Raw genomic sequence first — 17,824 nt, 5'->3', positions numbered from 1 at the left:
TGCGATACTCCCTATCGACCTTCGAACCCGAATACGAAGTCGCCCGCGTCGTCGAACTCTATCTCCCGGCGCTCCCCGACGTCGACGTCGTCGCACTCCGCCAGTTCGTCGGCGACGGGGTCGGAGACGTACAGCTCGTCCGGGTGGAGCGTGCTCCGGACGTAGCCGATACGGAGGTCTTCGGGGTCGCGGACGCCCGTAATAGAGTACGCCAGCAGCAGCGCAGTCCGGTCGCTCGGCGAGACGATCGGGACGAACGCGCGGGAGGACTCGCCGCTGGTCACGGCGTTCACGTAGGTGTCCGAGAGGTTCAACTGTACGACGAGGTCCTCGTGGACGAAGTCCGCGAGCCCCATCCCGATCCCGTTGCCGTGGGAGGCGTCGGTGACGTCGCGGGCGTAGATCCGCGTGATGTCGGGCAGGGCGGGCTCCTCCTCGTTGAGGAACTGGTAGCGGCCGATCACGTTGGTGTCCATCCCGGTGCCGGAGACGTCCTTCCCGATCTCGTCGACGACGAGCAGGTCGAGGTGGTCGACCGGGAGTTCGCCGAACAGCATCTTCGAGCGGGCGAGCAGTTCGGGCTCGCGGTCGGAGATCTCTCCGACCGGGACGCCCTCAATCAGCGCGGCGCGGTCGTTCGCGTTCTCGACGAGCGCGATCCCGCCGACGACAGGGGCGTGCTCGAAGATGGCGTCGGCGCGTTCCTGAATCACGGTATCGAGCCCGCGGGAGATGGCGGCGTTGTGCATCTCTTCTGCCCCGCGCTGCTTGCCGAGGCCGACGACGGTCATCTTCGTCAGCCCGGACTCCACCTCGTTGCGAAAGTCGGTGTGGAGCTTCACCCGGTTGGCGACGAGCACCGCGTCGGCCTCTAGGGCGACCCTCGACACCGGGATCGGACGTCCCTCTGAGTCCTCGGCGACGGGCTCGACGGCCATCGAATCGCGGATCTCACAGCCCAGTCGCTCCTCGGTGATCCCGTACCCCTCCAGGACGTCGCGCTGCCCCCCCGGCGTCGCGCCGCCGTGACTCCCCATCGCCGGCATGACGAAGGGATCCAGCCCGCGCTCCGAAAGCTCGGCGACGACCGCCTCAATCAGTTCGGGCATGTCGTGGATGCCGCGGCTCCCGGCTGTGACGGCCACCTCGGCACCCTCGTCGAGGTCGGTCAGGGCGGGGATATCCCCGATCGCGTCGCGAGTCGCCGCGGAGACGTCGTCGACCCGAGGCGAGTCCCGGCGGCGTTCGGCGTAGGCGAGGCGGGGGAAGTCGCCGATGCTGACGTCGTTGACGTCCGCAAGCGTCTCTGCGTCGGGTACGTCGAGTTCGACCATGGGAGTGGATCGCAGGTGTGGCCGCTTAGTTCTGTCTCCGACAGCGCGTTCCCTCACTCCTCGAGGGTCGCGGTGAACCAGCACGCGGGCCGGTCGTATCGACAACAGCTCAGGCCCCCCGGTCGAGCCAACGCTTAGGTCGGTCGCCGTGCACTGTCAGTCATGGACTCGACGGACGACGACGGCGACAGCGACGCGAGGGGACAGTCGACGGCTTCCGATTCGGCGGATGGAGGAACGAATTCGACAGACCCGGAACTGACGGCGACGTCGACGACGGCGTCGGCCACCGTCTACCACGAGACTGACGCGAGCACCGACCCGCTCGATGGCGATACCGTCGCCGTCCTCGGTTACGGGAACCAAGGGCGGTCGCAGGCGTCAAATATGCGCGACGCGGGGCTCGAGGTCGTGATCGGGAACCGTGCGGACGACTCTCGGGAGCAGGCCCGCGAGGATGGCTTCGACGCCTACCCGATGGCCGAGGCGACGGCCCGGGCGGACGTCGTGCTCTTCCTGGTCCCCGACGAGGTCCAGCCAGAAGTGTACGAACGGACGGTCGAGCCGAATCTCGGTCCTGGCGACGCGCTCGTGTTTGCCTCCGGCTACAACGTTACCTACGGGTACGTCGAGGTCGATCCGGCAGTCGACGTGGCACTCGTCGCGCCCCGCATGATCGGGGCAGTAGTGCGCGAGCTGTACGAGGCGGGCCGGGGCGCGCCCGCGCTGCTAGCCGTCCACCGGGACGCCACGGGCGAGGCGAAGAGTCGGGCGTTGGCCGTCGCGGCCGGCATCGGGAGCACCCGCTCGGGCGTCGTCGAGACTGACTTCGAGACGGAGACGCGCACGGACCTGCTGAGCGAACAGGGGCTGTTCCCGGTGTTCGCCGCCGCGCTGCTCGCCCGCTTCGAGGTGGAGTCCGAGGCGGGGGTCCCGCCGGAGGTGACGCTGCTCGAGTCGTACCTTTCCCGCGAGATGGCCCACATCTTCGAGAAGTGCGCGACCGAGGGGTTGGTCGCGCAGATGGACCTCCACTCGCGGACGAGCCAGTACGGCCAGCTGCTCGGACTGGAGGCGTTCGACCGCGAACCGATCCGCGAGTTCATGCGCGAACGCCTGGCAGCGATCGAATCCGGGGAGTTCGCCGAGGAGTGGACTCAGGAGCAGGCGGCAGAAGACTCCCGATTGGACCGCCTCCGCCGGCAGTACGAGAACTCCGCGTTCGTCGAGACTGAGCAGACGACGCTCGACGCGTTCGGTCTCCGGGAGGAGTAGCCGTCCAGTGGGGCCGCGGACGGCCGTACCCGTGGGTGACAACCACGCGAACCGTGCGCGAGGCGGTCGTTCGACCGCCCGAGAGGCGACAGCGGACACCACGGACACGAGCGAGATCAAACCGTCGCGGGGCAGGACGCAGACGGTCGTGGCGGCGCTGGCGGAGTACGAGACCATCACCCAGGGTACCGAGGCGGGATCGGTCGTCTCCGTCCGACGGTGCTTCGAAGCGGAGTACGACCTGAGCGGCGGCGACGCCCACCGCGTTCGCCTCGTCGGTGCGACCCCCGGGATGCCGTCGCGTCGTTCCGGTAGAATTAATCGGCACTGTCCCGTCAGGTAGCGTATGTCACACCGTGCGGGCGTCGGCCTCCGGAAGCTGTACGAGCGGGCCCGGGAGGGCGGCCACGGGTTCTTCGCCAGCAACGTCACCCACTTCGACGTGCTCGTCGGACTGCTACGAGGGAGCGACCGCACCGACTCAGACCTTGTCGTCCAGCTCGGTCGCGAAGAGGCAGCCTTCTTCGGCGACGGCGACCCGACCGTTGGGCTCCGCGTCTTCGGCGACTGTCTGGACGCGTTCGGGGCGCGCTTCGACATCGAGACCTTCTGCAACGTCGATCACGTCCACCTCCCCGAGGACGCTGACTTCTTGGAGGCATGTCTCGACTCGGGCGTCCCCAACTCCGTGATGGTCGACGCCTCCGCCGAGCCGTTCGAGCGCAACGTCGAACTCACCCGTGAGGCGGTCGAGCACGCCGCCGGGGAGGTCTTCGTCGAGGCCGAACTGGGCCGCATCGCCGGCGTCGAGGGAAGCACGAAGACACCGGACGACGAGGCGTTCTACACCGACGCGGACGACGCGGTCGAGTTCGTCGAGCGGACGGGCTGTGACCTCCTCGCGGTATCGGTCGGCACCCAGCACGGCGTCGCCTCCGGCCGCGACCTCGACGTCCGACCCGACGTTGCGGCCGACATCGGCCGGGCGCTCGCCGACGCCGGGTCGGACGCGTTTCTCGTCGTCCACGGCGCCTCGGGGCTCGCCGACGAGCAGTTGGCGGCACTCCTCGACGCCGGGGTCGTCAAGTTCAACAAGAACACCCGGTACCAGTACGAGTACGCACGGACCGCGGCGGACTTCTACCGCGAGCACGCCGACGCGGTCCGACCCCCGGACGGCGTCGCCGACGACCGGGCGGGCTTCTTCGCCGAGGCCGACTGGGGGCCCGACAAGACGTACTTCCACCCGCACGTCGTCTCGAACGCGGCCCGAGACCGGATCGCCGACGTGATGGCGGGGCTGTGCGAACTCACCGGGAGCGCCGGCGAGTCGCGCCGGGCGGACCGATGACGGAGAACGTGCTCGTCGGGGTCGACGCCGGACTCACCAACGTCACGGTCGCCGCCTACGACCCCGACGGAACCGAGCTCGCGGCCGCGTCGCGGTCGACGCCGCGGTCGGAGCCGGACGGCGCGGCCGGGGAAGCCGGGGGGACCGGGGGAACCGCGAACGGGGGCGTCGACGCGAGCGAGGGAGCGGCGGCCGACCGCGAGGAGCAGGACCACGACCGCCTGTGGGCGGTCGTCGCGGAGACGGTCGGGGCGGTCGTCGGGAGCGACGACGTCCCGACCGACGCCGTCGCCGGCGTGGGCGTCGCCGGCCACGGCCACGGTCTCTACGGGTTGGACGCGGCGGGCGAGCCGGTCTGCGGAATCAAGTCTACCGACAGCCGGGCGCTCGACGCCCTCGACGAGCACTGCGCCGAGGGGGCCCGCGAGCGCGCCGTCGACCGTCTCGGCTGGGAGCCGTTCGGCGCGGACCCGCTGAGCCTCCTCGTGTGGCTTCGGGCCAACGAGCCGGCGACGTACGACCGCCTCGACACGCTCCTGTTCTGCAAGGACGTGCTCACCCACCGGCTTACCGGCGAGCGCGTCACGGACCCGACCGAGGGGAGCGTCTTCTACGGCCCGAACGCCGCGTACGACCGGGAGGCGTTCGCCGCACTCGGCATCGAGGCGGCGTTCAAGGCGTTGCCACCGGTCATCCCGAGCACCGAGTCCTGTGGGGCGATGACGGTCGAGGCCGCCGCCGACACCGGACTCCCCGAGGGGACCCCCGTCGCCGCCGGGCTACAGGACGTCGGCGCGTGCACTTTCGGCGCGGGACTGGTCGAGCCGGGCGACGGACTCGCCATCCTCGGGACGTGGGGCCAGAGCGTCGCGGTGCTCGACTCGCCGGACGACGGCGCGGGCGGCCTGCTCCGGCGGTACCTCGACGGCTGGTACCGCTACCGAGGTATCAGGGCGGGGGCGGCCTGCGTCGACTGGTTCGTCGACCGGTGTGGCGGCGACTGGCGCCGGGAGGCGTGCGAGCGTGGGGTCGACCCGTACGAGGTGTACGAGGAGGCGGTCGCGGGGGTCGACCCGGGTGCGGACGGGCTCGTCTTCCACCCGTTCCTGCAGGGGTCGACTGACGACCCGAGCAGCGCCGGCGGGTTCTACGGGCTCCGGCTCTCGCATACGAGCGCGCACATGCTCCGGGCGATCTACGAGGGGGTCGCGATAACCCAGACTGGGGCGCTCGACACCCTCACGCCCGCGGTCGGGACGATCCGGTTGACGGGCGGCGGCGCACAGAGCGACGCCTGGTCGAAGCTGTTCGCCGATGTCGCCGACGCCCCGGTGACGGTCCCGGACGCACGCGAGACCGGTGCGCTCGGGGCGGCGCTGTGCGGGGGGACGGCCGCGGGCGTCTACCCGGACGCAGCGACGGCGGTCGACCGGGCGGTCGGAACCGCCCAATCGTACGAGCCGGACTCGGCGGCGGTCGCCGCCTACCGACGCGTCTCCGAGGCGTTCGACCAAGCCGTCGACGGGATGGAAGTACCCTGGGAAACGCTCAAGACCTTCAGGCGGGAGGATTGAATCGAATGAAGGTCTTACTGTGCGGGGACCCACAGCAGCCGAGCGAGTACATGTACGAGGCGCTCGAGGGCCTCGAGGAGCGAGGGGTGGCGTTCGACCGGATGGACTGGATGGGCGACGCCTCACCCGCCGAGTTCCGGAACGTGACGATGGATATGGAGTCGGCCGGCCCGGGGAGCTACGACACGGGCGCGATCGCCGCCGAGCTCGACGGGGTGGACGCGCTGGTCGTCCACAAGGCACCCGTCTCCCGAGAGCTGATCGACGGGGCGGACTCGCTGGAGCTCGTCGGCGCCGCCCGCGGCGGCACGGAGAACGTCGACGTCGAGGCCGCCGCCGACAACGGCGTTACTGTGCTCCACGCCCCCGGCCGCAACCGCGACGCCGTCGCCGACTACGCCGTCTCGATGCTGCTCTCGCGGCTTCGGGAGATCCCGTTCAACCACGCGGAGCTCTCCGCGGGGGAGTGGAACCAAGTGTTCGACCCCGACCGGCTCCCGCCGGACGTCCGGACGACGACGGTCGGGGTCGTCGGCTTCGGCCACATCGGCCGGGGGGTCGCCCGCCGGCTCGCCGGGTTCGACCCCGAGATTCTAGCGTACGACCCGTTCGTCGACGACGACGAGATCCGCGAGGCGGGTCCGGAGCCGGCCGACCTGGAGACGCTGCTGGCCGAGTCCGACGCCGTGACGCTCCACGTCAGGCTGTCGCGCGACACCGAGGGGATGATGGGCCGCGAGGAGTTCCAGCGGATGAAACCCTCGGCGTACCTGATCAACACCGCTCGGGGCGGCCTCGTCGACGAGGAAGCGCTGGTTGCGGCGCTCGAGAACGACGAACTCGGCGGCGCGGCGATCGACGTGTTCCAGGAGGAGCCGCTCCCCGTGGACCACCCCCTCTTCGACCGAGACGAGGTCGTCCTCACCCCCCACGTCGCCGGGTCGACTCGGGACGCGGTGCTCGGCGGGCCGCGAATCATCGCCGGCCAGCTCGACGACTACCTCGACGGGGAGACGCCCGAACACGTCGTCGAGTGATCGACGACGTCACTCGGCCCGTTCCCCAATAGGCAGGGTGGGCAAAAAGAGCCGACCGAGGGTTCAGAGCAGCGCCGGGTCCGAAATGCGGTCGTGGAACGCCTCGGGACCCATCTCCGCGACCCAGTCGATTCCGTCGATGCCGACGACGGGGCAACAGTGGCGGGTCTTCCGAGGCTTCTATAGTAGCGTCTGCGAGTCATCACACACTCGACCGCACGACGACGTGCGGTCGGATGAGTAACCAGTTGCAGACGCCACTATAGCCCAAGTTACGTCCACGCTCGTACACCAGCCATCGAACTCCGCGTCGAGCGGCCCGTCGGCGTCGTTCGGAAGGTAGACGTTCCGTTCCACCCTTCGTGACTTTCTGTACGCTCCGCCCGCTTTTTGCGGAGTCGGTACCCATCTGCATCCCTGGAGCGTTCGAAAGAATCTGTGGGCTCCGCTGCGGCCGCATTCCCTCCGTCCCCGACTACCCTGAGAAGACCTCCTCCACCGCCTCGCGCCCGTCATACGCTTCCAGCGCCAATTGGAGTTTGATTCGGGCTTTCTGTGCCGGAAGGTCGCCGGCGAACACGGCGCCGTACTCGGCGAGGCGTTCACTCCCGCCGACGCTGCCGTACAGGGGGGTGGTCCGGCCCGCGAAACACCGCGACGCCACGACGACTGGAATCTCCGCCGTAGCGTCTCTGACCGCCCGTCCGAACTCCTTCGTCGTGTTGCCGATTCCGGTGGCCTCGAGGACGACCCCGTCCGCACCGCGGTCGAGCGCCGCGTCGAGCAGGTCGCCTCTCACCCCGATCCCGCTTTTGAGCACGTACACCGTCGCGTCCAGGTCGGTCGCCAGGACGGCGTCCGTCTCACTCGTCGGCGGCCGGTGGACCCACGCGCCGGCATGGTCGAACGTCGCTACAGGTCCCGTGTTCGGGGATCTGAACGTCTCTAACTTGGTTGTATGGGATTTGGTGGCCTCCCGCGCCGCGTGCACCTCCTCGTTGAAGACGACGAACGTGCCGGTCGCCGCCTCCGCCTCGAACGCGGCGGCCGCCCGAAACGCCGTCTGGAGGTTGGCGGCCGCGTCCGACCCCGTCTCGTCGGGGCGACGCTGGGCGCCGGTGAGATACACCGGCGTCTCCGGCTGGAGGGCGACGTCGAGGTAGTAGGCGGTCTCCTCCATCGTGTCCGTCCCGTGGGTAACGACGACCCCGTCGACGGTCGCGTCGTCGTCGAGCGCCGCGACCCGCCGACCCACCGCTTCGAGCGTCGCGGTGTCGATCTCGAAGCTCGGCACCTGTGCGACCTCCTCGACGTCGACGGTGGCGTACTCGTCGACGTCCGGCACCGCGTCGAGCAGGTCCGACCCCGACTTCGTCGGTCGGACGTCGCCGTCGTCGTCGGTGCTCGCGATGGTGCCGCCCGTACTCACTACAGTGACGTTCATCCCGTGCCTCTTTCGTCCCGTGTGGCAAACGACTGGCGGTCGGTAGCCGGCGCGGGCGGCCGGTCGGAAACGTACCCGTCCGAGAGGGCGAGGCCGACGAGTGTGAGGGCAACCGCCGGCGGGCGTTCGGGGACGACAGACTGTGGTCGCGACCGGGCGGCACCGACGACGCGGTCAGGGGCGGTTACGGTGCCGGCCCCGGAGGACACCGCCGGAGGGACCGGAACTGGAGCCGGAGTCGGTTCTATCCGACGACGTGCTCTGGGTCCTCACTTGCGAGAAGTCTCTCCCACTGCTCCCGTGTCGCTGCCGGCCGGAAACGACTATAGGCATTAGCAGAGATACTCGTAGACTTGCGGCGAGTTGAGCGCTGGCAGCGCTGTTGAGAGGTACTCGTTGACATCGGCGAGCGTGCGGAACAATCGGTTGGCCCGGCCTTCTCGAAGCTGCCGCCAGCAGTTTTCGAGCGGATTCATCTCGGGTGAATGTGACGGCAGGTATTCCAGAAGCAGGCCGTCCGCGGCGGCCTGCTTCTTCAGTGTCTTCGCGATGAAGTAGCTCGCGTTGTCCAGCACGATTACGAGCCTCTCGCCGAACTCGTGCTGTATCGCTCGGAGGAAGTGTTTCGCGACCTCTGCATTGAACTGATTCGGTGTGAGAGCCACGAACCGTTCGCCGTCGTCAGTGACGGCTCCGAGCATGTTCACCTTCCCGCGAGCGCCCGAGACCGGCAGTCTCGGGCGCGAGTTCACCGGGAACCAATCGGACTTTTGATTGGTTGCGACCGCTTCGGAGTGCTGATCGATCGCGACGATTCGATAGTCGTTAGCCTTCAGCGTCGGCCACTTTTTTTGAACTCCTCGCGCCAGTGTCGCTGTTCTTCTGGGTCGGCCTGATAGGCGATCGGCCGGGCTGTCTGAACTGACAGCCCGGCCTTGTGCATCATGCGATAAACGTGCGCGAGCGAGTACTCAACGCCGAAATTCTCGACGATGTACTCTTGGACGAGCGGCGGTTTCCAGGCTGGTGCGTCGACGTCAACCTCTGACGGCGGTGCCTGAAGAGTCGCGGTGAGCTGGTCCCACTGCTCGGGCGAGAGGTACGATGGGCGTCCGGGTCGTGGAGCGTCGCCGAGCGCGGTGACATCGCGCTCGGCGACTGTGTCCAACCAGCCGTAGGCGGTCTGAGCAGGAAAGCCGAGGAAGTTTTCGATGATGTATGGCGAGAATCCAGCGTCGTAGAGGAGTGCAACAGTGAGCTGCTTGGTGGCCTTCGCATCCGTTTCCGTTCGCAGTTGCTGGCGCAACTGCTCCGGATCAACACCGACTAATTTCTCGCCCGATCCAGTCATACTTCTCATACGCGGCGTGAGGATATCAACACTTCTGCTAATGCCTATATCCTGTCAGTGTGAACACTTTCGTAGCGACCCCGGTCCACACCCAATCGAAGGAATAGAACGTAACACCACTAATCTCGCTATTGTGGGAGTCATCTAGGAGATACCTAACGATAGGATGGTTAGAAACCCCCCAACCGAGCGGATTCGAACTCATCTCGGTCCGTTCCACGTCGTTCGGTAAGGATGAACACAGTTGGGAGGAAGATCGTCGGTCCTGGGGTAGAGAAACGGCGGCCGACCCGTCTTCCGGGCCGGGAAACGCTTTCTTTGGCGGGGGAGAACGACAGATCAGCCGCCGCGACGTCGTTCATCCCTGCCAATCGCGGACAGCGGCCGGCCGGACGTCGCTTCCTCCGCGATTGTCGGAGGCTCGAGGTCGCTCTCGGGGCCGGATCGGTCGAACGAGCGGCCGACGAGCGCACCGGCGGGGTCGGTGTCCGGCCGAATCCGGAGCTATATAGCACGCACCGACGTTGTTGTCCGCATGAACCGAATTCCCGCGATTGGACTCGGCACGTGGCAGAACACGAACCCCGAACAGTGCGCAGAGAGCGTCAGGCTCGCGCTGGAGTCCGGCTACACGCACGCCGACACCGCCCAGTTCTACGACAACGAGCGCGCGGTCGGAGAGGGAATCGCAACCGCGTCGGTCCCACGCGAGGACGTCTTCGTCGCGACGAAGCTCCATCCGGAGCAGACAGGACTCGCGTACGACGAGGTGCTCGACGGCGTCGACGATAGCCTTCGTCGACTCGGAGTCGACACCCTCGACCTGCTGTACGTCCACTGGCCGGTCGGGAACTACGATGCCGCGGAGACGCTCCCGGCGTTCGACGAACTGGTCGACCGCGGCACCGTCGACCACGTCGGTGTCTCCAACTTCAGTCCCGACCTGCTCGACGAGGCGCTGGACGTCCTCGACGCCCCGCTGTTCGCTCACCAAGTGGAGATGCACCCGCTCCTCCAGCAGGAGACGCTTCTAGAGCACGCCCGGAAACACGACTACTACCAGGTCGCCTACTCCCCGCTCGCGCAGGGTGGGGCGTTCGACGTGCCCGAGGTAGCCCGCATCGCGAAGAGGCGCGGGGTCAGCCCCGCGCAGGTCTGCCTCGCTTGGCTCCTCTCGAAGAAGAACGTGACCGCCGTCCCGAAGGCGACGAGCGAGGCCCACATCGCAGACAACAGGGCCGCGCTCGACCTCGCCCTGACGAGCGCGGAGGTCGAATCCATCGACAGCATCCGGCGAACGGAGCGCCTCATCGAGCAGGAGGGCGCCCCCTGGTCCGCGTAGCGGACGGTGTGAGAACCCACGGGGACTGGGTGATTCGGCCGGCTTACGCCTCGTCGAACAGTGTCTCGCCGTCGATCATGTGCTCTTCGACGGCGTCGAGGTCCTCCCACCAGCCGAGCTGATAGGAGTGGAACTCGACGGCAAGCGAGTTGGGAATGGCGGCCGCGACCTGCGCCGAAGCCATCGTTCCGATCAGCGAGGCGACGTTGTGCATTGCTACCGGGACATAGTATGTGTCGGCCATGTCCGCGATCTTTCGCGCTTCACGCATGCTGCCGACCCGGGGGAGGTCCGGCGCGACGATATCGATGGCCTGTTCCTCGAACAGGCGGAGATGGCCGTGCTTGCGGTAGACGTTCTCGCCGGCGACGATGGGCGTGGTCGGCGCCGACTATAGTAGCTCGTGCAACTGTTTACTCATTCAATCGTACTCGTGGTTCTCTGATGGAACGGGGTCTTCGAGCCATCAGACGTCGTAGTCCTCGATAGCGGTGGCGACGCGCTTCGCGCTCCCGCCGGTGAACGATCAGTGGCAGTCGAAGGCGACGTCCGCACGGTCGCCGACCTCCTCACAGACGGCTTCGACGATGTCGACCTTGTACCCGACCTCCGGGCCGCGGAGATGGCGGTTCGCACGGTCTTTCTCGTGGCCCGAAGGGACGTCGAGGTCGAACTTCAGGGCGTCATACCCCAACTTTTCGACGACGCGCTTCGCCTCACGGGCGTTGGACGCCGGCTCGGATTCGTCGCCGGCATGGCAGTCACAGTAGACCCGAACCTCGTCGCGGTACTTTCCACCGACGAGCTGGTAGGCCGGCACGTCGAAGATCTTGCCGGCGACGTCCTAGAGTGCGATTTCGACGCCGGAGATGGACGAGACGATTTGCCAGAGATGGAGCCCTCGCCGGACACCTTCTGGATGAGATGCTCGAACAGACGGTCGATGTCGAGAGGGTTTTCCCCGACGAGGAACGACGTCATACGGTCGATGATGTCGGCGTCTCCACCACCCTAGTAGGATTCACCGGTGCCGACGACTCCGGCGTCCGTGTAGACGTGGACGAGTATCCACGGGTAGTTCTCGTCGACCGTCGTCGTCTACACGTCGGTGATCTCGACGTTCCGCGGGCCGGGTCGCTCCGTGGAGAGCCCCATCGTCTCCGAAAAGAGGTCCCGGATGGTGTACTCTGCGTTCGAGTCGCGTAGCGTCCGATAGTTTGGCATGCAGTGGCTCGGTTGGTACGCCATAACTCGACATTTGGCATTCGACTAGGAACGACGTCCGAGTAGCTCTGGCGCTATACGTTGTCTCTCTCGCGCTCGGTGAGGACGTCGACTGTAGTGGCCACCCCCGTCGGTGGTCAGTCGCGAAGTTCGGAGACGTCGAAGACGGGCTTGCACGTCTCCCCGTCGAGAAACGCCTCGAACGCCCGGTCGGCGTCGAGCAGCGAGAACCGGTCGTCGACGAACGTCTCGCAGTCGACGTCACCCTCGCGAATCAGGCGGAAGGCGCGCTCGAAGTCCTGATACATCGACGCGTACGAGCACTGGAGGTCGACTTCCGACCGGACGAGCGGCGAGTACGGCATGGTGGTCTCGCCCGTCTGGCCGACGAGAACGATCTGTCCCCCTTTTCGGACCTCTGTCACGGCGCTCTGCAGACCGGACGGGTGGCCGGTGGTGTCGAACACGACGTCGTACCCGACGCCGTCGGTCAGACGCTCCCGGACTGTCGCCGGGTCGTCCTCCTCGACGTTCATCGTCTCGAAGCCGAGCTCGGCGGCGAGCGGGAGACGGTACGACGCATCTCCACCGACACCCGAGACGACGACCGACCCGCCCTGGGCGTCGGCGATCTGCGCCGTGAGCAGTCCGATCGGGCCGGGCCCCTCGACCAGCACCCGGTCACCGGCGCCGACCCGCGAGTTCTCGATGACTGCCCGGGCGGCGATGCTCGTCGGTTCGGCGACCGCCGCGTGTTTCTCCTCAACGTCCTCGGGAACCGGGTGTACAGCCTCGACCGGAACGGTGACGTACGGTTCGTACGCCCCGTCGTGGTCAACGCCCGTAATCACCGCGTTCTGGCACACGTTCTCTTCGCCGATCCGACACTGGTAGCACTCCCCACAGCCGCGGATTGGCCGCTCGATGACCCTGTCACCGGGAGCAAACTGAGTCACGCCGTCCCCGACTTCGACGATACGCCCTGCGTACTCGTGGCCGATTACCGTCGGTAGCTCCATCCGGCCGAACGCCGACTCGAACTCGTATATCCCGGCATCGCTCCCACAGAGGCCGGCGTAGTTGATCTCGATTAATACCGCCCCGGGACCCGGTTCCGGCCGGGACCGGTCCACAAGTTCCATCGCGCCACGGCTACGCTCCACTTTGGCGAGTCCCCGCATGGCCGTTTCTGAACTGCGTACGGACATAACTCTATGGGAGCCCGAAACGGGTGGTGCAGTATTGAGATGAGATCCTCCGCTAAAGCGTAGACTTCCACTACGCAGCGGTCACGCCGCCACTGAACGGGTTACTCCTCCTACCGAATCACGAAGATCAGCGGCCGATGCTGACCCCAGAACGCTCTCAAAGCTCTCCGCCGGGCTGCCGTTCGTGAACGTCGATACTGAATCATGCAACGCCGGCAAGGTTGTACGCGCGCGTGCCGAACGGCACCGACCGTACGGAACACCGAGACCGTATTTCAACCTCCAGTTGCCGCCTTCGATAGCGTTCGTGCTCACTGGGCCGGTGAACTCGTCGTTCTCTTCGTCCCAGAACCCTAGATAGTCTTCTCTGAGTGTCGTCACGAGCTCCTCGTACGCGGTTTCGTACTCTTCTTCGAGATACTCCCGTAGCTCGTCTAACTCGCCTGCTTCATGCAGTTCGGACACGCGCTCGCGGCGACGAGCGCGTGTCCTGAGCGTGTGAACCAGACACTTCACTCGATCTGGCATGATGTCGTTGTAGGAGTCGTGGTCGTCAGTGATCCAATAGTCCACGCCACGGAGCGGGAAGACGAGTGCGCGAGCGCCAGCGCTCGCGCGAAGGCTGTTTCGACGACTCGCTTGCGGATGAAACGATTGGAGAGGGCAAATGAGTGGTCTCGTCACTCGGAAGAGTCCAGGATTATAGCCCGGAGTATTATATGGGGACAGACGGAAGTGTGACCATGGCATTAGGGACTGTCCTCTTAGCGGTCGGGCCAGGTGACGCTGATCGAATCGATCGACTGGCTGAAGAGACGATTGACATCACTGGGCCGTCGGACGCAACCGTCGTGCTTGGCCACGTTTTTACTGACGATGAATATGTCGAATCCCTCAATCGACTTGGGTTCGACACGACGAGTGGAGAAGTGTCACCGGACGATGTAGCGAGCCGACACGCCACGATCCGTGAGCTCATTGGTCAGCTTGACGAGGCCGGCGTCAAACATGCTGTCAGCGGTGCGGTCGGCGGCCACGGCGACAGCATCGTAAGCCTGGCTGAAAAAGCCGCTGCCGACCTTGTTATCGTCGGCGGCCGGCAGCGTTCGCCCGCCGGTAAGGCAGTCTTCGGCTCCACTGCTCAGGAAGTGATGCTTTCCGCACCCTGTCCCGTGACATTCGTGCGCGCCGATACATCCTGAGCGCTTCTACAGATCCAACTATCCGTCAATAGGGGCTCCATCTCACAGAGCGTTTGCGCCTCTGGGGCTCTCGGATGGTTCCATAGATTAGAAGGCAGAGTACCCTCTTCAGGAAGAGGAGGCCCCAGTTAACGAGGCCAAACGCAATACAGAGCCGAGAAATAGTAATCAATTGCTTGACGTCGGCGGGGTCGAGAAAGAGTGAGAGCGAGAAGTGGATTCGAGTCACGGTCAGTGGTTAATCGGAAACGGTGTCTCGAGAATAACTGGAAAGTCATTCAGAGACGATAGGCTAGATGTGGTCTACGCTCTACTCAGGAATGATTCGGCCACCGATAGGTCTGGATACCCTTCGGGTATGTGTTTAGCGCGGTCCGTTCGTAGATGCCTCTGCACGTGATTCTGGTTGCTCTCCTCCGAGCATCGACGTCAGTTGATCCGGCGGNGGTCCGTTCGTAGATGCCTCTGCACGTGATTCTGGTTGCTCTCCTCCGAGCATCGACGTCAGTTGATCCGGCGGATCGAGTCCTTGGCGCTCCCACGTCGTTACCATCGTCGAGAGTGTCTCATGGATGCGGACTCCGGTTTCCGACCGGAGTCCGCCGAAGATCTTCCGCATCACTACCTGCTCGCGTAGAGCCCGCTCTGCGCGGTTGTTCGTCGAATCAACGTCTGGCTCAGTCACGAACGTCAGCCAACAGCCCAGCCCGTTCCTGATCTTCTCGGCTAACTGCGTGACTTCCTCGGCCTCGTAGTCCGTTCTGATCAACTCCTCCAAACAGAGTGAGGCTTGCGCCCGCCTCCGCTCGCGGGCGGAGGCGGGCGGGTCTTCTTCGTCGAACGCGGTCAAATCCTCGTGGAGGTCGTGTAGCACCTCCGAGATCGGCTCAGCCTCCTCGTGCCGTTCAGCTACGTACTTCGCCTCTCGTAGAAGGTGCGCCCAGCACCGCTGGAGTTTGCCGTGATAGCTTGGATACGCCGACCAGCCGTCGCAACTCAGGGTGGCGTCCTCGGCGAGTTCGTCGCCGAGGACGTCCTCCAGCACCTGACTCCCGCGGCTTTCGTCGACCGTATAGAAAACGTCCTCGTCGGTCACGAACGTCCAAACCCAGTGCTGGTCGCCGTCAACCGGAAAGCCGGTTTCGTCGCAGTAGATCACGTCGCTGTCACGGACGCTGGCTCGAACGTCTTCGTACGCGGGTCGCAGCCGGTCTGCGACCCGCTCGGTCATGTTGTAGATCGTTGCCGGTGAGACCGGATGGTCAAGATGCCAGTCGAACAGTTCGGCCTGCTTCCGGTGCGGAAGCCGTCCGTGATAGCGGAGGAGGGCGGTTTGGGCCAGCAGGTGTGGCCCAAACCGCCCGGTCTCCGGACAGTCTGGGTGTTCGGCAACGACCTCGTTGCCGCAGGAACACTCCTGCTTTCCGAGCTCGTATTTCGTGACCTCGGTCGGAATGGGAAGCGGAATATCGACGATGACGCGGGAGACGTATTCATCGGGATCGGTGAGAACACGGTCGCAATCGGGACAGTACGCCTCCCCGACCCGGACGGTCCTGTCCGGGTCGGGTGGTGGTCGAGTCGTTCCCTCGTGGCCGGGGTTGCGTCCAGGTCCGGACGAGGAATCGCTGGCGGCGTCGGAGTCGCCGCCAGCTTCGTCGTTTTCCTCGTCTTGTTCCGACTCCTCATTCTGTGGCGACTGTCCAGCACCACCCTGTTCGCTGGACGGTGTGTGGGCGTTTTCGTATCGCTTGAGGCGGTTTTCAAGCTCTTCGATTCGTTCGTTCTGGGCAGCGTTTTGCTGACGAAGAAACGCGTTCTCAGCGAGAAGAGTGAGATCTCGCTGAGGAAGGATCGTCCGACCCACAGAACGGATCGCCGAGGTCGAACGACCCGGCGATCCGTCAGGCCCGGAAAGCACGATTAGCGGCCGTTCGTCCTGCTCTTCCCTGAGAGCTACGATTTCGATTCGACTGCTCCGCTAAACACATACCCCTTCGGAACGTCTCTGCCAGATACTTGAACGATTTGAATTCCACCAACAAATATGAAGAAACAAACGTTTATAATGGTACTTCTCAGAGATTCTTCTGCTAGACGAGATATCGCTCGCTGTACTATGGAATCTCTGCAATACCCATTTTCCCTTGAAGTATACAAATTATTGAATCTCAATACTTCTCTATCGACCTGAACAACCGCCCTAAAGCTCGAGGGAAAACGATCCGTGATATGGAAAGATTTACCATGGTTGCACGATGACGTTTAGCCGGTATGCCCACTGCCAGTGACCGCGTTCTCCGAGTCAGTTGAACAACAGCGCTTCGACCGGTTGATGAGTCTTTCACCCAGCGCCAAGCTTGTGTACCGTGCTCTGGAAAACGACCACCCACTCACCACCCAGGAGATACACGAGGAAACACTTCTCCCGCCACGAACCGCACGATACGCACTCAACAAACTCACCGACGCAAATCTCGTCACCGAGCAAGTCAATCCACACGACCCGCGTTCACAACTCTACATCCCACAACCTATTGCTGAACAATAATGTAGCAGTTTGGTTCCGTGTATCAGAGCAGTTTCGGCGCTCAGCAGCCTCAGGCATTGGTTTCGATAGAGAATTCCGAGTAGCGGATAGCCCCCTGAAACGTGAGCACTCCACTCAGCGCCGGTCAGCGAAATCATTCTTCTGAGAGAAATGCGAGGGGCAGGATTTGAACCCGCGAACTCCTCCGAGAGCGGATCTTAAGTCCACCGCCTTTGGCCAGACTCGGCCACCCTCGCCCACTCGCGTCTCGACGCTCCGTGAAAAGGTCGTTTCAGTCGGACGGGAATTTCTCGTCACCTTCGCCATTCAAGGCCGGTTTCTCTAGCATCCCGGGCGCAGCGTATCGAAACAGCTCCACCACGTACGCTGACGTCCCGAGCTCCCCTTCTTCGACAGATTCACCCGGTTCAACGACGATCCCCGAGATCGCATCCGTAGCGGCGGCGTCTCTTCCGGAGAATGTCCTACGGCGAACAGACCTATAAGACCACTTCGCGTACACCGAAATAATGGCGACACGCTTCGCCCCGACCCATGTGCGGTCCGCAATAGCAGTCGTCGAAACTGACCACGAGCGCACTATCACTGAACGCGATGCATTCGCCAGATTCGCCGACTGTGTCTCCGAATTCGAGGTCTCATCGGTCGATCTGCACCCAGACCATGCCCAGCAGGCACCCGCACAAACACTGGTTGCTCCCGAGACAGCAGCACGCGCCAAATCCCCACTCGCGCGTGTTCGTGACGCATACCGTGACACCGTCATGGGCGTGCCTCACTACGATGAGGAGTACGATGACTCACTTCCCGAGAGTCTCACTGGGGAGTTCAGCCCCGAGGTTGCTGCCGCGGTACTCACCAGCGAGCAGCTTACACCCCACCTCCGGGATCGACTCATCGACGCTACTCACCGCGCCCGAGAGAGTCGACG

Annotated in this window: 14 protein-coding genes, 1 tRNA gene and 2 pseudogenes; 8 read left to right on the top strand and 9 right to left on the bottom strand. The window is 64.8% G+C overall.

Annotation, left to right across the window (positions count from 1 at the left end; all coding sequences use genetic code 11):
- Positions 1-11: 11 nt before the first annotated feature.
- Complete coding sequence (locus C450_RS06350; protein ID WP_005041518.1) at positions 12-1,334, bottom strand: DUF362 domain-containing protein; 1,323 nt, start codon at positions 1,332-1,334, stop codon at positions 12-14.
- 162 nt (positions 1,335-1,496) lie between these two features.
- Between C450_RS06350 and ilvC the strand changes: the two genes are divergently transcribed.
- Genes ilvC through C450_RS06325 form a run of 5 tightly spaced genes read left to right on the top strand, consistent with a single transcriptional unit; the run spans position 1,497 to position 6,571 of the window.
- Positions 1,497-2,609, top strand: a complete 1,113-nt coding sequence (gene ilvC / locus C450_RS06345) for a ketol-acid reductoisomerase (protein WP_005041517.1) — start codon at positions 1,497-1,499, stop codon at positions 2,607-2,609.
- A gap of 31 nt (positions 2,610-2,640) precedes the next feature.
- Positions 2,641-2,952 carry a hypothetical protein gene (locus C450_RS06340; protein ID WP_005041513.1) on the top strand — a complete coding sequence of 104 codons (312 nt, stop codon included), beginning with the start codon at positions 2,641-2,643 and terminating at the stop codon, positions 2,950-2,952.
- A 3-nt stretch (positions 2,953-2,955) separates the two neighbouring features.
- Positions 2,956-3,960, top strand: a complete 1,005-nt coding sequence (fba, locus tag C450_RS06335; RefSeq protein WP_005041511.1) for a class II fructose-bisphosphate aldolase — start codon at positions 2,956-2,958, stop codon at positions 3,958-3,960.
- Positions 3,957-5,534, top strand: coding sequence for an FGGY-family carbohydrate kinase (locus C450_RS06330; protein WP_005041509.1), 1,578 nt, complete (start codon positions 3,957-3,959; stop codon positions 5,532-5,534). Before fba ends, C450_RS06330 begins: the two co-directional genes overlap by 4 nt.
- Before the next feature lie 5 nt (positions 5,535-5,539).
- A complete protein-coding gene (locus tag C450_RS06325; protein WP_049909909.1) occupies positions 5,540-6,571 on the top strand; it encodes a 2-hydroxyacid dehydrogenase in 1,032 nt (343 codons plus the stop codon).
- A 475-nt stretch (positions 6,572-7,046) separates the two neighbouring features.
- Here C450_RS06325 and C450_RS06320 read toward each other — a convergent pair whose 3' ends face one another.
- The 3 genes from C450_RS06320 to C450_RS06310 all read right to left on the bottom strand — a co-directional run bounded on the left by C450_RS06320 (position 7,047) and on the right by C450_RS06310 (position 9,366).
- Entirely contained in the window at positions 7,047-8,015 is a 969-nt protein-coding gene (locus C450_RS06320) for an asparaginase (protein ID WP_005041503.1), read from the bottom strand.
- A gap of 332 nt (positions 8,016-8,347) precedes the next feature.
- The gene (locus C450_RS06315; RefSeq protein ID WP_080510275.1) at positions 8,348-8,821 is read right to left on the bottom strand and encodes an IS630 family transposase; all 474 of its coding nucleotides are present in this window, start codon (positions 8,819-8,821) and stop codon (positions 8,348-8,350) included.
- Between the two features lie 26 nt (positions 8,822-8,847).
- Positions 8,848-9,366, bottom strand: a complete 519-nt coding sequence (locus C450_RS06310) for a helix-turn-helix domain-containing protein (protein WP_005041497.1) — start codon at positions 9,364-9,366, stop codon at positions 8,848-8,850.
- A gap of 535 nt (positions 9,367-9,901) precedes the next feature.
- On the opposite strand from C450_RS06310, the gene C450_RS06305 reads away from it, so the two are divergent.
- Positions 9,902-10,708 (top strand): aldo/keto reductase, encoded by an 807-nt coding sequence (locus tag C450_RS06305; RefSeq protein ID WP_005041495.1) that lies wholly within the window; start codon positions 9,902-9,904, stop codon positions 10,706-10,708.
- A gap of 43 nt (positions 10,709-10,751) precedes the next feature.
- Here the strand turns inward: C450_RS06305 and C450_RS06300 are convergent.
- The 3 genes and pseudogenes from C450_RS06300 to C450_RS06290 all read right to left on the bottom strand — a co-directional run bounded on the left by C450_RS06300 (position 10,752) and on the right by C450_RS06290 (position 13,605).
- Positions 10,752-11,932 (bottom strand): annotated as a pseudogene (locus tag C450_RS06300) (mandelate racemase/muconate lactonizing enzyme family protein).
- Positions 11,933-12,069: 137 nt separating this feature from the next.
- Entirely contained in the window at positions 12,070-13,113 is a 1,044-nt protein-coding gene (locus tag C450_RS06295) for a zinc-dependent alcohol dehydrogenase (protein WP_005041489.1), read from the bottom strand.
- A gap of 108 nt (positions 13,114-13,221) precedes the next feature.
- A complete protein-coding gene (locus C450_RS06290) occupies positions 13,222-13,605 on the bottom strand; it encodes a hypothetical protein (protein ID WP_152424445.1) in 384 nt (127 codons plus the stop codon).
- Positions 13,606-13,883: 278 nt separating this feature from the next.
- On the opposite strand from C450_RS06290, the gene C450_RS06285 reads away from it, so the two are divergent.
- Positions 13,884-14,342, top strand: coding sequence for a universal stress protein (locus C450_RS06285; RefSeq protein ID WP_049909914.1), 459 nt, complete (start codon positions 13,884-13,886; stop codon positions 14,340-14,342).
- Between the two features lie 481 nt (positions 14,343-14,823).
- Here the strand turns inward: C450_RS06285 and tnpC are convergent.
- Together tnpC and C450_RS06270 are read right to left on the bottom strand one after the other, a co-directional pair.
- A pseudogene (gene tnpC, locus C450_RS06280) lies at positions 14,824-16,209 on the bottom strand (IS66 family transposase); the annotation flags it as partial.
- A gap of 835 nt (positions 16,210-17,044) precedes the next feature.
- A tRNA-Leu gene (locus tag C450_RS06270) sits at positions 17,045-17,129 on the bottom strand.
- Positions 17,130-17,402: 273 nt separating this feature from the next.
- Here C450_RS06270 and C450_RS20700 point away from each other — a divergent pair.
- Positions 17,403-17,824 (top strand): DUF7260 family protein (locus C450_RS20700; RefSeq protein ID WP_005041480.1); only part of this gene is annotated, 422 nt, incomplete at its 3' end.

Source organism: Halococcus salifodinae DSM 8989 (assembly GCF_000336935.1).
GTDB lineage: Archaea > Halobacteriota > Halobacteria > Halobacteriales > Halococcaceae > Halococcus > Halococcus salifodinae.
This window is presented reverse-complemented; position numbering and strand designations above follow the sequence as displayed.